The organism is Pedobacter sp. ok626, from assembly GCF_900100435.1.
Taxonomy (GTDB): Bacteria; Bacteroidota; Bacteroidia; order Sphingobacteriales; family Sphingobacteriaceae; genus Pedobacter.
Window position 1 is genome coordinate 61,090 of record NZ_FNEX01000007.1, and the last position, 15,662, is coordinate 76,751.

Here is a 15,662-nt window from a genome sequence, read left to right on the forward strand (position 1 = left end):
AAATTTTAAATACTTTGTTGCATTGCTTATAGCTATGCAAGCCTGTTTACTCTAACAAGTTTCCGACAACCAAAACATTACCTACAAACCAACTATTTTCCTTGTAGTCGTCCGGATTCAGTATTGTTGTATTTCTTGTTAATAAAATTTTTGCTTTATCAAACTCCTTTGCCGATACCACAAACTTCACTTCGTGCACTCCATCAGGTAACGCTTTTAAAAAGAAAGCGTTCATTCGATAATTGTTTCCCCAGGCATCAAACCGCATCACCTCAGTGGTTGGTTCTCCATCAATAATCACCTCTACAATACCACTTTTAGGTCCTATTAAATCGTAAACACCCAAAGCTGTACCGCTAAACTTAATGGTAAAAGAAGCACCCGCTTTCCTGGCTTTGTACAAAACAGGCATGTTATTTTTAAACTTCTTTTGCAATTCATCTGTTTGAGAAAGCGCTTCCCAATCATTTTTGGTTGCAACTTTTGATAGGGGTAGCGTCTGGGCTTTTTCCCAGTTATCTTTTATATAAGCTTTTGGTAAAGCATGAGACTGCCCTTTCGCAAAAGAAGACATCCTCTCAAAATTCCTGGCCACTACCTTTGCATAAATAGGATGACCGGAGGCCGTTAGCGGATGTGTCTTATCTTTGGTAAATACAATTTTATCAGGGTTTTCTTCTGGATTGCCGGTAAACACAAGCTTACCAGCATCTAACAGACGAATCACCTCTACCCCCATGTGGATGGAAGGAATATTATAATGCGCCGCAATTTGCTCCATCGCTATTGCCGTAGGCTGAAAGCGGCCCGCCTGCAAATCTTTAACGCCATTTTCTGCAATGGTATATACAAAACAGATATCTGCATTGGGGTATTTACGCCATGTTTTTCGCACAATACCTTCCATACTTCTGTGAATCCCCTCTGCCGGCAGACCACTATCATTAACTGCAAATTCTACAAAGATCAAGTCAGGACTTTCGCTTAATACGTCATGTTCCAAACGGAAAACGCCCAGATTAGAACCTGTACCACCAATGGCGGCATTAACCTGTTTAAACGTAGCCTTTGGATAGGTAGCAGTAAGCCAGTTAAAGCTAAGATCGCGCCAACCACCTGTCGCCTGTGTAATGCTCCCCCCAAAATAGGCGACAGTAACCGCCTTACCAGATTTCACTTTTCTGAAAAAATTTGGAAGGCCTCCTCTCTGATGAAATTCTTCCAACTTTTCAGAAGGAACCTCTGCACCAAAAGTCGCGGCACCAGCAGTCATCCAAAAGGATAAAAGCAGACAAAAGCTAAGGAGGCTTCTGGTATTTAAAATACATAAATTTATCATGGTTTTTAACTCAATTAAATTCCTTTATTTTAATGCTTCTGAAAGAGATTTTATCCCCATGATCCTGCAATAGAATACGTCCCTTTTTTGCCAGTCCGAAATTTGGTAAATCCTTATACCTGCTTTCTTTAACCAAGCTAAGAAACTTAGTACCTCTCACATACTCCAATACCTTATACCCATTTAACCAATGCTCTATGCGTCCATCCGGATATGCTCTGATTATTGCATGGTTCCAATCTCCAATTTTCCTAATTTCAATCTTTTGAATCTGTCTTTTATCAGCTGGAATTATATCATCCAGCGATGCCAGACTGCGGTTCTTGTTTTTTCCCAAGACAGAATCGGGATAACGGCTATCGTCCAAAAGATCGTACGCTAACCCATTTGTTTTTCCACCAGTGTTATCAAGCTCCGAGAAAAAGTATTTAACACCGGTATTGGTGGCCTCATTCAATCTAAAATCAAATTTCAACTCAAATGCAGTATACTCCTTTTCGGTTACGATACCTCCCCCAGAAGTCGATTCAGTACCTCTGGCACTACCTTCTCCGCTTAACGTTCCCGTTTTTATGTCCCATCCTTTAGCAGGGAACTTAGTCTCGTGAACACCACGCCAACCTTCAGTAGTCTTTCCATCCCATAATAATTTATATCCATTTTTCATTTCCTGAGGAGATAAATCATTAGGAATATTGTTAAAAACGAATATATCATCTAAAGGAGAGGGCTTAAGGCCTTCGGTCTTGATCATTATATTTTTAAATCGAACCTTTTTATCAGGAAGAACGGCACTATTAACTCCATGAAGCTGCAGGGCAATAAATCCGGAGGCAGAAGTCGCATCTAGCACATGTGCTATCGGGACGCCATTGATCCATGTCCGGATAGTATTTCCTACACATTCGACACGGCATTTGTTCCACTGCTCTGCTTTAAAAGTGTTTCGCCCTTCAGGGTTATATCTTGAAGAATAAAGCCAGCCTCTGCCGTTTTCTTCATAGATACCACCACTTGATGAACCTGGATCCTTTCCTGCAGGCGGGGCAATTTCAAACTGGTACCCATAAACACGGCCATTTAGATAATCCTTAGAACTTTCACTACGAAGCTGAACACCTGAGTTTAAATTGTTTTCTGAATATATCTCAAATTCCAGGAAGAAGTCTCCATAAGACTTTTCAGTACACAAAAATGAATTTTGATTTTCCGTGGCAATCGTGGTTCCAACAATTTCCCCGTCTTTAACTTCAAAAGGAGCCTTACCGTTTAATTGTCTCCAACCTTGCAGGTCTTTACCATTAAACAAGGGAACCCATCCGTCACCTAGCCTAGTGGTCGCTCTGAATTTATCTTTAATAAAGTTTTGGGGATTTGCTGAATCCTTAGGCGACACATATAGCTTGTGCCGGGCAACTGCTGTTAAGGAAAAGAGGCATAAAAAGGTCAAGGCAATCTGTTGTGTACATTTCATTTTTATTTTAATTTGGTTAGCGTTGGTTAATGCTCCTAAGATAAATATGGTTTAAGTCAACAAACTGTACCATAGTAACAATCTATTGTACTATCAGAAAAAACAAGCAAACAGCACTAAACAAGCAACACAAACCGAATACTAAATATGAATCCGTTGCTGCTGTCTATACTCACTAGGGGAACATTTGTAGCGTTTTTTAAATTCCCTGAAAAAATAACTTTGATTATTAAACCCGGATCGATAAAATATTTCGGAAATTGTAAGCTGTGTATTTTGCAATAACAGCACTGTTCGCTGCAAACGGATATGCTTAATAAATTCCGGAGGCGTCATATTAGAAAGAGATTTAAGTTTGCGATACAACTGCATTCTACTCAACGCAAGTTTCGACTCCAGATAAGTTGCATCCAGATTAATATCTTCAATATTACTTTCAATAATCTCTACCAGCTGATTCAAAAACTGCTTATCTGCATCAACCAGGTTTTTCTCTCCCAAACTTATTACAGCTCCATCTTTCTTAAAAATATCATGCAGACGCTCCCTGTATTCCAATAGTTTCTTTACCCTGACCAGCAAATGCATTGTATCAAAAGGTTTAGGGATGTAAGCATCTGCACCAGCATCATAACCTTCTGTTTTCTGTTCCATGGCAGTCCTTGCAGACAACAGAATAAAAGGGATGTGACAAGTGTCTGGTGAGTTCTTCACTTTAGCGCAAAACTCAAGTCCGTCGATATCAGGCATCATCACATCACTTATAATCAGGTTTGGACTTACAAACTTCAATAATTCAATCGCCGCTCTGCCATTCTCTGCCTCATAGAGGATGTAATTTTCCTCGAGTACATCCTTAAGTAAATAACGGATTGCCGATTCATCTTCAACAATCAATATAGTTTTTTTCTCTACCTGTCCCAACTCCTCCATCAAGGATCTCTTGTTATTCTCCTTTGTACTCAATTTCGTTTCACTATCCGTATTCGCAGTAATTGCCCTCAAAAGGTATGATGCCGTATGAGTTGATGGCTCTGCACCATCCTCGTGATCTGTCCTAGTAGATAAAGCAAGTATGGTGGTAAAACATATCCAACTATGATCATTAACAACTTGAATGTCTCCCTTAAGCAAGTGAACCAACTGGCGGGTAAAAGCCAGGCCTATACCATTACTATAATGATCTGACTGGCCACCATCGACCACAAAAAACTGATCAAATATTTTACTTAACTGGAGTTCAGAAAGCTGGCAGCCTGAATTTTTAATTTCTATTACCAGCTGGTCCACTGCTGAGTTCCTGGTTACAGAAAATATAATCTTTTGATCAGGATCAGAATGCTTGAATGCGTTGGACAATAGATTAAAAATAACTTTTTCCAGCTTGTCCCTATCCATCCACCCAACAATTCCAGCTTCAACCTCTATAGCATACTCCAAATTCTTATCATCGCATAAAGACACAAATAATTCACCAATACTTACCAATAAACCAGATATATCGAAGTAACTGTCCTTACTTTCCAGATGTCCGGCTTCTGCTTTTCTGAAATCCAATAACTGGTTAACGAGGTAAGTTAATCTGGAAGATTGCTGATGCACGATAGATAAAAAATTATGCTCTTTAGGATGATCAACCAGATGGCTGCTGCGATAAATGACACGCTCAATAGAGCCATTAATTAATGTGAGTGGCGTTTGCAGTTCATGCGTAATATTCGTAAAAAAGTCAAGCTGTTCCTGATGGATGTTTTTATCTTTCAAGCGCAGCAATCGTTCTGTTTCAAATGCATTCTTCTGCTTCGTCTGCTTCTTCATATATTTAAAAACAAGCACAACACTGACAGATACCAACATAATGTAACTTGTTATTGCCCACCATGTTTTCCATGGTGGTGGTAAAACATTAATTTTAAGCACAGCAGGTTTTTCATTCCATACGCCCATGTTATTTCCCGCTTTAACCTTAAAATAATAAGTCCCTGGGTCTAAATTAGTATACGTTACACTTCGTTCATTTGCCTTAACATAAATCCAATCCTTATCAAAGCCTTCCATTTTATAGGCATAAGTCATATTTGCGGGATCCGAAAAATGAAGCCCTGTAAAACCAAGTGTAAAGACATTGTTTTTATGACTAAGGGACAACTCTTTGGTTCGGGCAACAGTCTCTTTTAAAATCACATCGCCATTAACCACACTATCAATCCCAACTTCATGATTAAATATTTTCAGTTCCGAAATCAATACCTCAGGTACAATCGATCTTCTTGAAACCATATCGGGGTCAAATATGAGTAAGCCATCGGAAGTACCAAAAAGCAACTGATGCTCATTATACTTAAAGGCAGAACTACTACTAAAACTAAGCATTGGCAAATAATGCTCAAATTTTTCCTTTTCCATGTCGAACCTCATCAACCCTTTAAGTGAGCTGATCCACAGGATTTTTCCTTTCTCTGGTAAAATACCATTTACAGCTTTATCAGATAATCCATCGCTCTCCAGATAGTTCTTTATCTTGTATTGATAAACCCCATCCTTTTGTCCCGAAATGCTCAGTTTACTTAGTCCGGATTCCGATCCCGCCCAGATCACATTCTGTGGGTGTTCGACTATAGAATAGATGATATTTCCCGTCACCTGCTTTCCTGAGGCATCCGGTAGTACCCTTATAAACCTACCTGTTTCAGGATTAAATAAGTTAAGGCCCAAACTCTCAAAACCTACCCATATCATTCCCTTATGGTCTTCATATAGTGACCGCACAAATGCGGAACTGAAACTACCGGGATCCTTTTGATTATGCTGATAAGTAACGGTAGAGCCATCTGGCTTAATCTGTAAAAGCCCATCATTTTTACCCAGCCATAAGTTTCCTTTCGAGTCTTTCAAAAATGCAAAAACGGCACCGCCAGCCAGAATCATTTTCGAAAGTGCGGGATTCTGTTGGTTCAGCAAAGAAGCTCCGCCCAAAGTCCCTGTATAAACATGTTCTGACGCATCTATAAAAAGTGATCGGTGTGCATTAAATGAAGAAAATGCAGATGGCATCCTATAACTCAGGGTTGTATTTCGTAAAAGATTATAAGAATACAGTGCATTTTTTGCTGTTCCGATCCAGATATTCTGACCATCCCGCGTAAAAACACTACGTACTTCATCTTCGGCACTACGATTCTGAAAAGTAAAATACTGAAAGGGTAACATCTGCAGATTCAACTTGTTCAATCCCATTTCTGTACCACACCAAAGGTTATTTGTCCGATCAATAAACACCTGATAAACCGTATTATGGCTCAAACTTTGATTATTCAATGGATTATTTTTGTACAACTTAAAGCGAGCCGCAGTTGTACCAGGCTTCTCGATACTTGCCAAGCCACCATCAGTTGCCAGCCATAAATCCCCATTGGAAGTCTTACAAAGATCAAATACCTCGGTATTTGAAAGATTTTTTTTATTCCCTAAAAAAAAATTCAAATCATCAAACTGCTCATATTTTCCAGCCCTGGCGTTATAACTAAGTCTGATAAGGCCCTGGGCGGCCGTAGCAACGTAAAGGTCACCATTATTTTCGAGCATAGACCAGAAATAGTTCCCATAAGAATCTGGCTTTACTTTAAGTTCGTAAAAACTGGAGATATCAGTTCGAGTATTGTAACGTACAACCCCCGCCGCCGTCCCAATCCAAATATGATCATCTACAGATTTAATAATTTTATTGATATACGTATTAAAAGGAAACTGACTAAATTTCTCAAATTTTCCTGTTGCAGGATTAAATCTGGCCAGACCATCTTGAGTGCCAACCCATAACTTTCCTGAAGGGTCGAAATGCAGCGCTGTAATTTTATTAGAAAACAGCGATTTACTGTCGTTAGGTATGGACTTAAAACTGGTAAACTTTTCTTTTTTAGTGTCAAAAAAATTCAAGCCATTTAAAGTCCCTATCCATATATTCTGATTACTGTCCTCACAGATTGCAAAAGTCCAATTACCTGAAATACCAGACGTGTTATTTTTATGATAGTATTTTTTAAAGTCATAACCGTCGTACCTTGCCACTCCGTTCATGGTACCCACCCACAGATGGCCTCTGCTATCCTGAAACAAAGATCTGACTCTATTGTCTGGCAATCCATCACGGCTTAAAAACCTATTGAACAACAACTCCGGCACGACATGGGTTGTGGCATCCTGCCGACCATATGAAGAAAAGGAAAGCAGGAAAAACACGATAAACAAAGTGGCTCTCATTTTTACTTCAGATAGCCTCCAATTTTAAGCAGACTGGCCCACAATTCATATCCCTCAGCGATGAGATGAAGGCCATCTTTTGTAAGGTTAGCTTTTAAATGCTGGTTTTCATCAACAAAATTGGGATATAGATCAATAATTGTCACCTTCTTAGTTGCTAGTTTTCTGATCTGCTCATTCAACCACAATATGTGTTCATCTTTACCGTAATGATTTTTAAATTTTGCGAAACTACTGTTCACAGGCAATAGGGTATAAAAGTAAATTTTCGTGCGCTTGGAGCCCTTTCTGATTCTACTGATCATACTTTTATAGTTTCTAAGTATTATCGTATCCGGAATATTCACGGAGATATCATTAATTCCGATCAGAATAAAAACCTTGGCAGGTTTACGATTAATTACTTCGTCCAGTCTTTCCAGGACACCAAAGGTAATGTCACCTGAAATCCCTCTGTTCCTTGCATTAGGGAGATCTAATAATTTACTCCAGTTGGTACCGGCAGTAATGCTATTGCCGAGAAATATAAAATCTTTTTTGGATTTAGGTTCGGCACTGAACTTAGCAACCAGTTCTTTATACTTACTGGTGCGTTGGGTACTGTCCCATTTTACTGTCTGCGCAAATGAACTGCTAACGCTTAGCAGTGTGATTAATGAGATTGTGGCCAGGGCCCTAATAAACTGTTTCATTGACATGTTATTTTAATACGTGCTAAATCTTTTCTCTGTTCCAGGTAAATATGATAAAGAGAACAAAAGCAGGAAAAACAATTATAAGCTTTATGAACTTAATTAATCATACAGAATATCAAATACCCGACGTTTACATCATTAAGTGCATAACTTTGTTAAAATAGTACACTTCTTCGAATAACTCGATAAAATGGAACAGGATGGGGATTGGAACCAAATATGAATGGTGCACTGAATGGAACAAGATTCTCTTATACAAACCGCAACACAGTTTATAACCTGGAACTGGAAGTTAACGACTACTTAATAAGCACAAATGATCTTTCAACAAAAAGCAAAGAAAGCTTTGGCGCTAATAAAATTGGCAATATAATTACCTCTTATTCCAACAACGAAAAAGCCATGACACTTCAGATTGAGACAGCTACTAGTCCAGTATTAAAATGAAAGTTAGTTAATAGAAAACCGAGACCAGATTACAATCAAGGGAAGTAACCTGGTAAAGGCTATCAACTATCCATAAATAGTGTGGTTAAGAATTTAAAATCAAAAAATGGTGGTAGCTTTTCAAGCTAACACCTTTGCAATCGGCCACTCAATTTCTTGGTAAAAAGTCATAAACATCCTATTCTCCGTTTTCAATATCAGACACCCACAAATTCCCAGCTCCAAAGTTAGCTTCATGAGATTTTGAAGCTCTTATTATTAAAGATCCCCCTTTTTGAATCTCATCATGCGTCAACCAGGCTCTGTCTAAAGCTTTACCATTTAATGAAACACCTTCGATATAAATATTTTGGTCACCAAAATTTTCGACTTTGATCTTCAAAGGGTTCGCGCCGGATTTGATGACGACAGATTCGAAAAGCGGCACATTAAGATAATACACCGGCCAACCCACACAAGCTGGCTGAATACCCATAGCTGAAAGTACAAACCATCCTGACATTGCACCTGCATCGTCATCCATTGTACGGATGTAAGCTTTAGACTCGTTTTTATAGATACGGTCAATAAAAGAACCTATCCCTCTACTGTTGTCATTAAAATAGTGCTGGATTACAGTGTCTACAGCCAGTTGATGCACCAGCTTCTGATATTTCCATGGTTTTGTTGTTGCCTGATAAAGCTCCTGTGTTTGCAAATCAGGTTCATTGGCTTTATTAAAATAGTCGTTATCAAAGAAATCGTCAAGTTGGGTTGTGAAATTTTGTTGCCCACCAGTAAGTTCAACCAAACCCTTTAAATCGAAAGGCACAGCCCATCTGTATTGTCTAATCGTTCCCTGGTATAAACTACGTGCTCCCATTCGGTCAACATCCTTTGCTGATAGGTCCTTAAAATCTTTTAACCAATACTTTTTATATTCCAATGCGCGTGCTTTATATTTTTCACTCCGCGCATCATCACCAAATTTCTTGAACAATCCTGATAAAGCCCACATATCATAAGAAGCTTCGAGTGACTTATCTGGTTTACTAAAGTCCAAACGATTTGCTTCTGCAAGAACAGAATCTTTAATAGCAGGAAAATCAATCTTATAGCCTTTCCTTACTGCATCGAGTAAAACAACCATTGAATGCTCCGTTCTGACTGTATTGGAAGGTTCTGTTGGACCTGCAAAATCTTTTTTTCCATAAGGATAAAGATTGGCAACAGAACCCACTATATCTCCATAAGTTTTGGGATACAATACAGAAAGCAGTGGAAGCTGACTTTTATAATTGTCCCATATTGCCCATCCATGATACCGTGTGCTATCTGATCTACGCAAACTTCCATCTACTGCTCTGTAAGCGCCATCAGCTTCCGAAATATTATAGGGTGATTGTATAACGCGATAAAGAAGTGAATAGAAGAGCTTCATACGCGCTGCATCACCTTTTACTTCCACTTTACTTAACAGGTCATCCCATGCTACTGCACTTTTTTGCTTTGCAGATGCGAAGGTATCTTTTGTATTTGCCGACTTAACGGCATAAGACGTATCTACGGCTGATATGCCTACACTGACCTCAATATCCTTTGCCTCGCTCGATGGCACAGCTACAAGAACATGCCCCCCTTGATCTTTCCATACTACAGATTGATCAAACTTTAATTGATAATAAACCTTATAGGTACCGGCACGACAGGTAGTTTTTGCCTCAATCCAACCAATAATGGCATTTCCTTCTATCACATGCGATTCGTCTACAAATGCATTGTTAAATGTATGACCAAGATCAATCAAGAAACCTTTTTTACCGACTGGCATGCGGTACTGATGCAATCCTTTCTGTTTAGTCACCACAAAGCTTGCCCTAATTCCATTGGTAAATCCTATCTGATAAAACCCTGGGCTAGCTTGCTCAGATGATTTGATTAAAGGTTTATTATCGTCATTATCTCCCAAAAAAGGCTTTACAAATAAAATCCCCCCACTCCCCTGACAGCCCACCCCCTCAAACCTACTGTGGGTAAAGCCAACAACTTCTTTTGCCAGATGTTCATAGCCAGTATGTGTAGTGGGATAGGTCTGAGGAGCAATGCTAATTTCACTATGTGGATAGGAAGCAGCGGGAGACATCTGCCCATGGTCGCCTGAAGACCCAAGAAATACATTTACCAATTTGCCTTTGCTGTTGTATTTAGTTTGGGAAAATCCTGCATTAACAAATATCAATAGCAGCCCCATTAAAAAAAAAGAAGTAATCTTCATAATATGCGTGTTTTGTTTTTGCGTATTCATTCTATTGAAAACAAAAACCAATAATAGAAATATAATTAATAACGTTTATCTGTTAATTAGAGATTAAATAATCTCTCTGGGTTTCGTACAAGGTTTATATTATATAAATCTTAAGAAATTCATAACTGCGCTTACCCTTGATCTGGACAGAAGACCTTATATGGAGCCTATTTGCGGATCAGTGTACCCATGTTCTGCTGTTTCAACACGCCCTGCAAAGCTACGCCCAAATTTCTCGTATCCCTCAATAGTTATATATAAATCGTACCAATGATGACACTTGTGTAAATTAATGGGCAGTAAGTAATGCTTTCCTGCCTCCAATCCAATATTATGATGCGGTAATTGATAGGCTTTATGCTTGATGCTAATATTAACGAATTTATGATGGCTGTTTTTAGCCAAAATTTCGATATTTCCTGCAGCAGTATAGTTAACATTGATAAATACATCGGGATCATTTTCATCCCCATTAAAACCTCTGAGAAAACCATTTGGTCCCAAAAGTTCTATTTGATAATTACCATATTCGAAGCTATCGAGCGACCAATCATAAGTTAATTCATCACCAGGTTTTACAGCAAAAAACCAATTGGCTATTGCTTTGCCTTGTCGTTCCAAATCTGGTTTAAGGCCATAGCCATTAACATTGAAAGGCACTCCTGCTTTCAGACCGGATTTCATGGAAACGGTTAGCACATTTTTTATCTTGTTTAACACACCATTGGCATGTAGTTCATAAGGTAATGCGCATGAGAAGCGTGTTCCTTTCTCCTGTCGGGGAAATGTGCTAAGCAACTTTGGGTCTTTATTTACCTTGGCTATATCTTCCGGGCTTAACGATTTAAAATTACCTGGTAAAGGCTTAAATTTAGCCTGATGAATATGCTGAACGGTATTTTTTAGTTTTAACGAGCTTGGATAGCTTATTTTTTCACCATTATACGGCCGAAATACCGAGGTAAGATCACCGCAAACAGTCCGTCTCCATTCACTAATATTGCTTTCTTTAAGTTGCTTACCCGTTTTTTTACTCAAAAATACCTCTAAAAAACGAAGACATGAAGTATGGTCGAATACCTCAGAATTTACCCAGCCACCACGTGTCCAGGGCGAAGCAATTACCATGGGCACCCTAAAACCCAACCCAATTGGGCTCACACGTTTGCGAGAGGCTGGTGATGGTCGATTCGCCTCATCTTCTGCAGTAACGTGCTCAACTGCAGTATCTATCCCTTCGGAACAGATACCTGTTTCTGGCTTAGTGGTAATTGGCGGAACGAATGGCGCAACATGGTCAAAGTAACCATCGTTTTCATCGTAGTTTAAAATAAATATGGTCTTCTTCCATATCTCCGGGTTTTGGGTCAGTATATCCATTACTTCCGACACGTACCAAGCACCATACCAGGGAGAAGTTGGATGATCAGAAAAGTTACCGGGTGCAGCAAGCCATGATACAGTAGGCAATCGACCATTTTTCACATCCTGCCTGAATTGATATAGCGTATCACCCTTTGGAATCGCCACTTGGCGTTCTTCGTTACCGTCTTTATAAGTAAAAGTGGTAAGTTGGCGATAATTCGGATCCTTAATATTTGTTACAAAGGCCCTTTGATGAATGCTTTTTTCAAAGTCTGTCAACTTATCAAAAGGTTTTGCAGCGAGTTCATCCTGCTCCTTTTTCCCCTTTTCGAGTTGTACCTTCTTTTTTAAAATACGCTCGGCAATAGCAGGTGTGCTCGTCTGTTGTTGTAATTCGGATATCTCTTTTTCGAGCAAGGCTATCTTTTTAGGTAAAAATTCTAAATGCGCCTTATGCAGTTTTACATTGTATTGCTTATAAAATTCAAGGTTGTTATCGGCAAAGTTCGATAGCCAACTGCCTTCCTCGCCAACAAAACCAGTTTCGATGCTTAGTTCGTTTTGGTATACTTTCCACGATACCCCGGCTTCTTCCATTCTTTCGGGAAAAGTTTTGCAGCTGAGATCACGAAAGTTGATTTCATCATTAAATACCAATGCACGCGATTGCGCATTTTGCTCTTCGCGTATAGTACCTGCCCAAAAATAAGAGCGGTTTGCGCTGGTTCCAGTTAATGATGAACAAAAATTTTGGTCGCACACGGTAAAGGCATCCGCCAATGCATAATAAAAAGGGATATCCTTACGGTCATAATACCCCATGGTAAGCGGCATATGGGCATAATCTTTATCGCCCGAGCGTTTGCTCTCCAACCAACCGTCCATGGCGCCATTGTTATGGGCATCTACCTGGTTCTCCCAAGAGTGGGGCAATGATTGCATCCAGGTGGCTTTGGAGTTTTTTATATCGAGGTTGAAGGGAATGTAGGTTTCGTTCATTTTATTACGCTGCAACCATACGGTATTGAGGTCGGGCATACGCATAGCACGAGGATCATCGAAACCACGGACACCTTGCAATGTGCCATAACAATGGTCGAAAGAACGGTTTTCTTGCATGAGGAACACGATATGTTCAGCATCAAGATAAGTGGTTCCTTTATCGGCATTAATGGCCAATGCTTTTTGAATAGAGCCCGGCAAAACGGAGAATAAGCCGGCATAGCCGGTTAGTAAGGTTGCCTTTTTAATAAAATCGCGACGGGTATCGGCCATAAAAAATAGCTGCTTTTTAAAATTGTTATACGAGTTATTTATGAATTGCCTCAAAGCTAAGCTTACCATCATAATTTGTAATTAATAAACAGTTAATAAGTGGCTTGATTAGAATCGAATGAAGGTATGTTTTAATGCAGATATGCAATTAATCAATTATTAAGTATTTATTAATAAGGGCGAACGTAATTTACGGGAATTAGCAAAAAATCTTCATTATAAAATACCATCATAGTTGACAATGATTAAAACTAAACAGCTGCTTACATCAGCACTACTATCATTCACATTTTTAAGTACAGCAACATATGTTAAGGCGCAAGACAGCAATGCTGGCGAGGCTAACTTAAAATATATTGATCCGCGCATTGGCAATATAGGTGCTTTATTGCAACCCACCAGACCAACTGTACAATTGCCCAACCAGATGATCAGGATGTACCCTCAACGAGCCGACTATGCCGACGACCAAATCCTGAATTTTCCTTTAAACATTGTTTCGCACCGTCTTGGCGAGGTATTCTCTATTAAACCAATTGTAAAGCCCATAACCACTGACGCTTGGCAGCAAAAGCAAGCATACGACCATGATCTGGAAGTTACCCGACCATGGTATTATTCTACTTACCTGTTAGATGACGAAACAACTATTGAATTTACAGCAGCAAAAAAAGCAGGTATCTACCGTTTCAATTTTTCAGCTGGAGCAGCTAATAAATCTGTTTTACTTGGCTTGTACAACGCAGGCGCAGGTTCGTGGAAGTTTACTGGAGGAAACGAAGTTATGGCTACCGAAACCTACCGCGACAATATAAAAGTTTACATGTATGGTATGTTTAGTGCAGTAGGCAAAGTCGGTACGGTTACCGGCAATGAACTATCAGCCAAAAACTCGGTTGAAGGCAGACGTGTTAAAGCTTATTTAACGTTCCCCAAAAATAGTAAAGACGAAATCGTATTCAGGTATGCCATATCCTACATAAGCACTGAGCAAGCCCGTAAAAACTTCGACAAAGAAGTAAAAAATAAAACGTTTGAGGAAATAAAAACCAACGGCGAGAAAATATGGGCCAGTGTTATCAATAAAATAACTGTTGAGGGTGGCACAGAAGCGCAAAAACGTTCGTTTTATACCGCCTATTATCGTTGTTATGAGCGTATGGTTGATATTACCGAAGACCATAAATATTTCAGTGGGTATGACAACAAAATTCATGATACACAGAGACCGTTTTATGTAGATGATTGGGCGTGGGACACCTATCTGGCACTGCATCCGTTAAACAATATCTTGAATCCTACAATGGAAGATGATATGCTCAACTCCTATGTAAACCAATATGAGCAAAGCGGCTGGATGCCCACATTCCCCGTTTTATTTGGCGATAATCCATGTATGAACGGATTCCATTCATCAATCATAATATTGGATGGATACCGCAAAGGCCGCAAAAACTTCGATATACAAAAAGCCTACAACGGAATGTTTAAAAACGCAACACAAGCAACCATGCTACCATGGCGAAATGGCGATAAAACCCCACTTGATGATTTTTATTACAAAAACGGCTATTTCCCAGCTTTAAAACCCAATGAGCGGGAAACAGTTACAGCCGTTCATCAATTTGAAAAACGCCAAGCAGTTGCTGTTACGCTAGGTGCCAGTTATGACGATTGGGCGGTTAGCCAGTTAGCTAAAGAGCTTAACAAAACAAATGACTACCAACTCCTTAACAAACGTTCATTCAACTATAAAAACCTTTGGAATAAGGATATACAGTTATTTATGCCCAAAGACAGCGTCGGTAAATGGATCATGATTGATCCCAAATTTGCAGGTGGCATGGGCGGTCGTGATTATTATGATGAAAATAACGGATGGACCTATTTATGGCAGGTACAGCACGACATTAGCGGATTAATTGAATTGTTAGGTGGGCAAGCAGCGTTTAAAGCTAAACTCGACCAACTATTTCATGAACCACTTGACCGCAGCAAATACGAATTCTGGAGTAAGTTTCCTGATGCTACGGGGTTAGTTGGACAGTATTCAATGGGCAATGAACCAAGCTTTCACATACCTTACCTCTATAACTACGCTGGCGCCCCATGGAAAGCGCAAGAGCGCATAAGACTGCTGCTAGACCTTTGGTTCAAAGACAATGTATTTGGAATCCCTGGCGATGAAGACGGGGGCGGTATGTCGGCATTTGTAGTATTTTCTTCAATGGGCTTTTACCCTATAACACCCGGCATCCCAGTTTATACTATCGGCAGCCCCGTATTTGAAAAAGTTACCATAAACCTGCCCGAGGGAAAGCAATTCACCATGTCAGCTGCTAATTGTTCGGTTATTAACAAGTATATACAAAGCGCAAAGTTAAACGGTAAGGTTTTAAATACGCCATCGTTTACCCATGTCGAATTAATGAACGGTGGCAAACTTGAGCTGGTTATGGGACCCAAACCTAATAAAACCTGGGGTACAGGCAAATAGCGGCTACCAATAAAAGATAATTAGCC

The 15,662-nt window shown here is 39.5% G+C and carries 8 protein-coding genes; 2 read left to right on the plus strand and 6 right to left on the minus strand.

The window, feature by feature from the left end; genetic code table 11:
* Positions 1 to 46 precede the first annotated feature (46 nt).
* The 4 genes from BLS35_RS11655 to BLS35_RS11670 all read right to left on the minus strand — a co-directional run bounded on the left by BLS35_RS11655 (position 47) and on the right by BLS35_RS11670 (position 7,765).
* Positions 47 to 1,339: an SGNH/GDSL hydrolase family protein gene (locus tag BLS35_RS11655; RefSeq protein WP_090781099.1), complete on the minus strand. Its 1,293-nt coding sequence runs from the start codon at positions 1,337 to 1,339 to the stop codon at positions 47 to 49.
* A gap of 10 nt (positions 1,340 to 1,349) precedes the next feature.
* On the minus strand, positions 1,350 to 2,813 hold the full coding sequence (locus BLS35_RS11660) for a 3-keto-disaccharide hydrolase (protein WP_090781101.1): 1,464 nt from the start codon (positions 2,811 to 2,813) through the stop codon (positions 1,350 to 1,352).
* Between the two features lie 141 nt (positions 2,814 to 2,954).
* Positions 2,955 to 7,073, minus strand: a complete 4,119-nt coding sequence (locus tag BLS35_RS11665) for a hybrid sensor histidine kinase/response regulator transcription factor (RefSeq protein ID WP_090781103.1) — start codon at positions 7,071 to 7,073, stop codon at positions 2,955 to 2,957.
* A 2-nt stretch (positions 7,074 to 7,075) separates the two neighbouring features.
* On the minus strand, positions 7,076 to 7,765 hold the full coding sequence (locus BLS35_RS11670) for a GDSL-type esterase/lipase family protein (protein WP_090781105.1): 690 nt from the start codon (positions 7,763 to 7,765) through the stop codon (positions 7,076 to 7,078).
* Positions 7,766 to 7,987: 222 nt separating this feature from the next.
* On the opposite strand from BLS35_RS11670, the gene BLS35_RS11675 reads away from it, so the two are divergent.
* Positions 7,988 to 8,215 (plus strand): hypothetical protein, encoded by a 228-nt coding sequence (locus BLS35_RS11675; RefSeq protein ID WP_090781107.1) that lies wholly within the window; start codon positions 7,988 to 7,990, stop codon positions 8,213 to 8,215.
* Between the two features lie 178 nt (positions 8,216 to 8,393).
* On the opposite strand, the gene BLS35_RS11680 is transcribed toward BLS35_RS11675, so the two are convergent.
* Together BLS35_RS11680 and BLS35_RS11685 are read right to left on the minus strand one after the other, a co-directional pair.
* Positions 8,394 to 10,469, minus strand: a complete 2,076-nt coding sequence (locus BLS35_RS11680) for a glycoside hydrolase domain-containing protein (RefSeq protein ID WP_090781431.1) — start codon at positions 10,467 to 10,469, stop codon at positions 8,394 to 8,396.
* A 186-nt stretch (positions 10,470 to 10,655) separates the two neighbouring features.
* Positions 10,656 to 13,211, minus strand: coding sequence for a phosphocholine-specific phospholipase C (locus BLS35_RS11685; RefSeq protein WP_254778841.1), 2,556 nt, complete (start codon positions 13,209 to 13,211; stop codon positions 10,656 to 10,658).
* A gap of 169 nt (positions 13,212 to 13,380) precedes the next feature.
* Between BLS35_RS11685 and BLS35_RS11690 the strand changes: the two genes are divergently transcribed.
* Positions 13,381 to 15,636 (plus strand): GH92 family glycosyl hydrolase, encoded by a 2,256-nt coding sequence (locus tag BLS35_RS11690; protein WP_090781109.1) that lies wholly within the window; start codon positions 13,381 to 13,383, stop codon positions 15,634 to 15,636.
* The last annotated feature ends 26 nt before the right edge of the window (positions 15,637 to 15,662 follow it).

What these genes read in the sequence shown, in the direction of transcription:
- BLS35_RS11685 (WP_254778841.1), bottom strand. Translation starts at nt 13,211, where the DNA reads ATGATGGTAAGCTTAGCTTTGAGGCAATTCATAAATAACTCGTATAAC.
- BLS35_RS11655 (WP_090781099.1), bottom strand. Translation starts at nt 1,339, where the DNA reads ATGATAAATTTATGTATTTTAAATACCAGAAGCCTCCTTAGCTTTTGT.
- BLS35_RS11670 (WP_090781105.1), bottom strand. Translation starts at nt 7,765, where the DNA reads ATGAAACAGTTTATTAGGGCCCTGGCCACAATCTCATTAATCACACTG.
- BLS35_RS11665 (WP_090781103.1), bottom strand. Translation starts at nt 7,073, where the DNA reads ATGAGAGCCACTTTGTTTATCGTGTTTTTCCTGCTTTCCTTTTCTTCA.
- BLS35_RS11680 (WP_090781431.1), bottom strand. Translation starts at nt 10,469, where the DNA reads ATGAAGATTACTTCTTTTTTTTTAATGGGGCTGCTATTGATATTTGTT.
- BLS35_RS11660 (WP_090781101.1), bottom strand. Translation starts at nt 2,813, where the DNA reads ATGAAATGTACACAACAGATTGCCTTGACCTTTTTATGCCTCTTTTCC.
- BLS35_RS11675 (WP_090781107.1), top strand. Translation starts at nt 7,988, where the DNA reads ATGAATGGTGCACTGAATGGAACAAGATTCTCTTATACAAACCGCAAC.
- BLS35_RS11690 (WP_090781109.1), top strand. Translation starts at nt 13,381, where the DNA reads ATGATTAAAACTAAACAGCTGCTTACATCAGCACTACTATCATTCACA.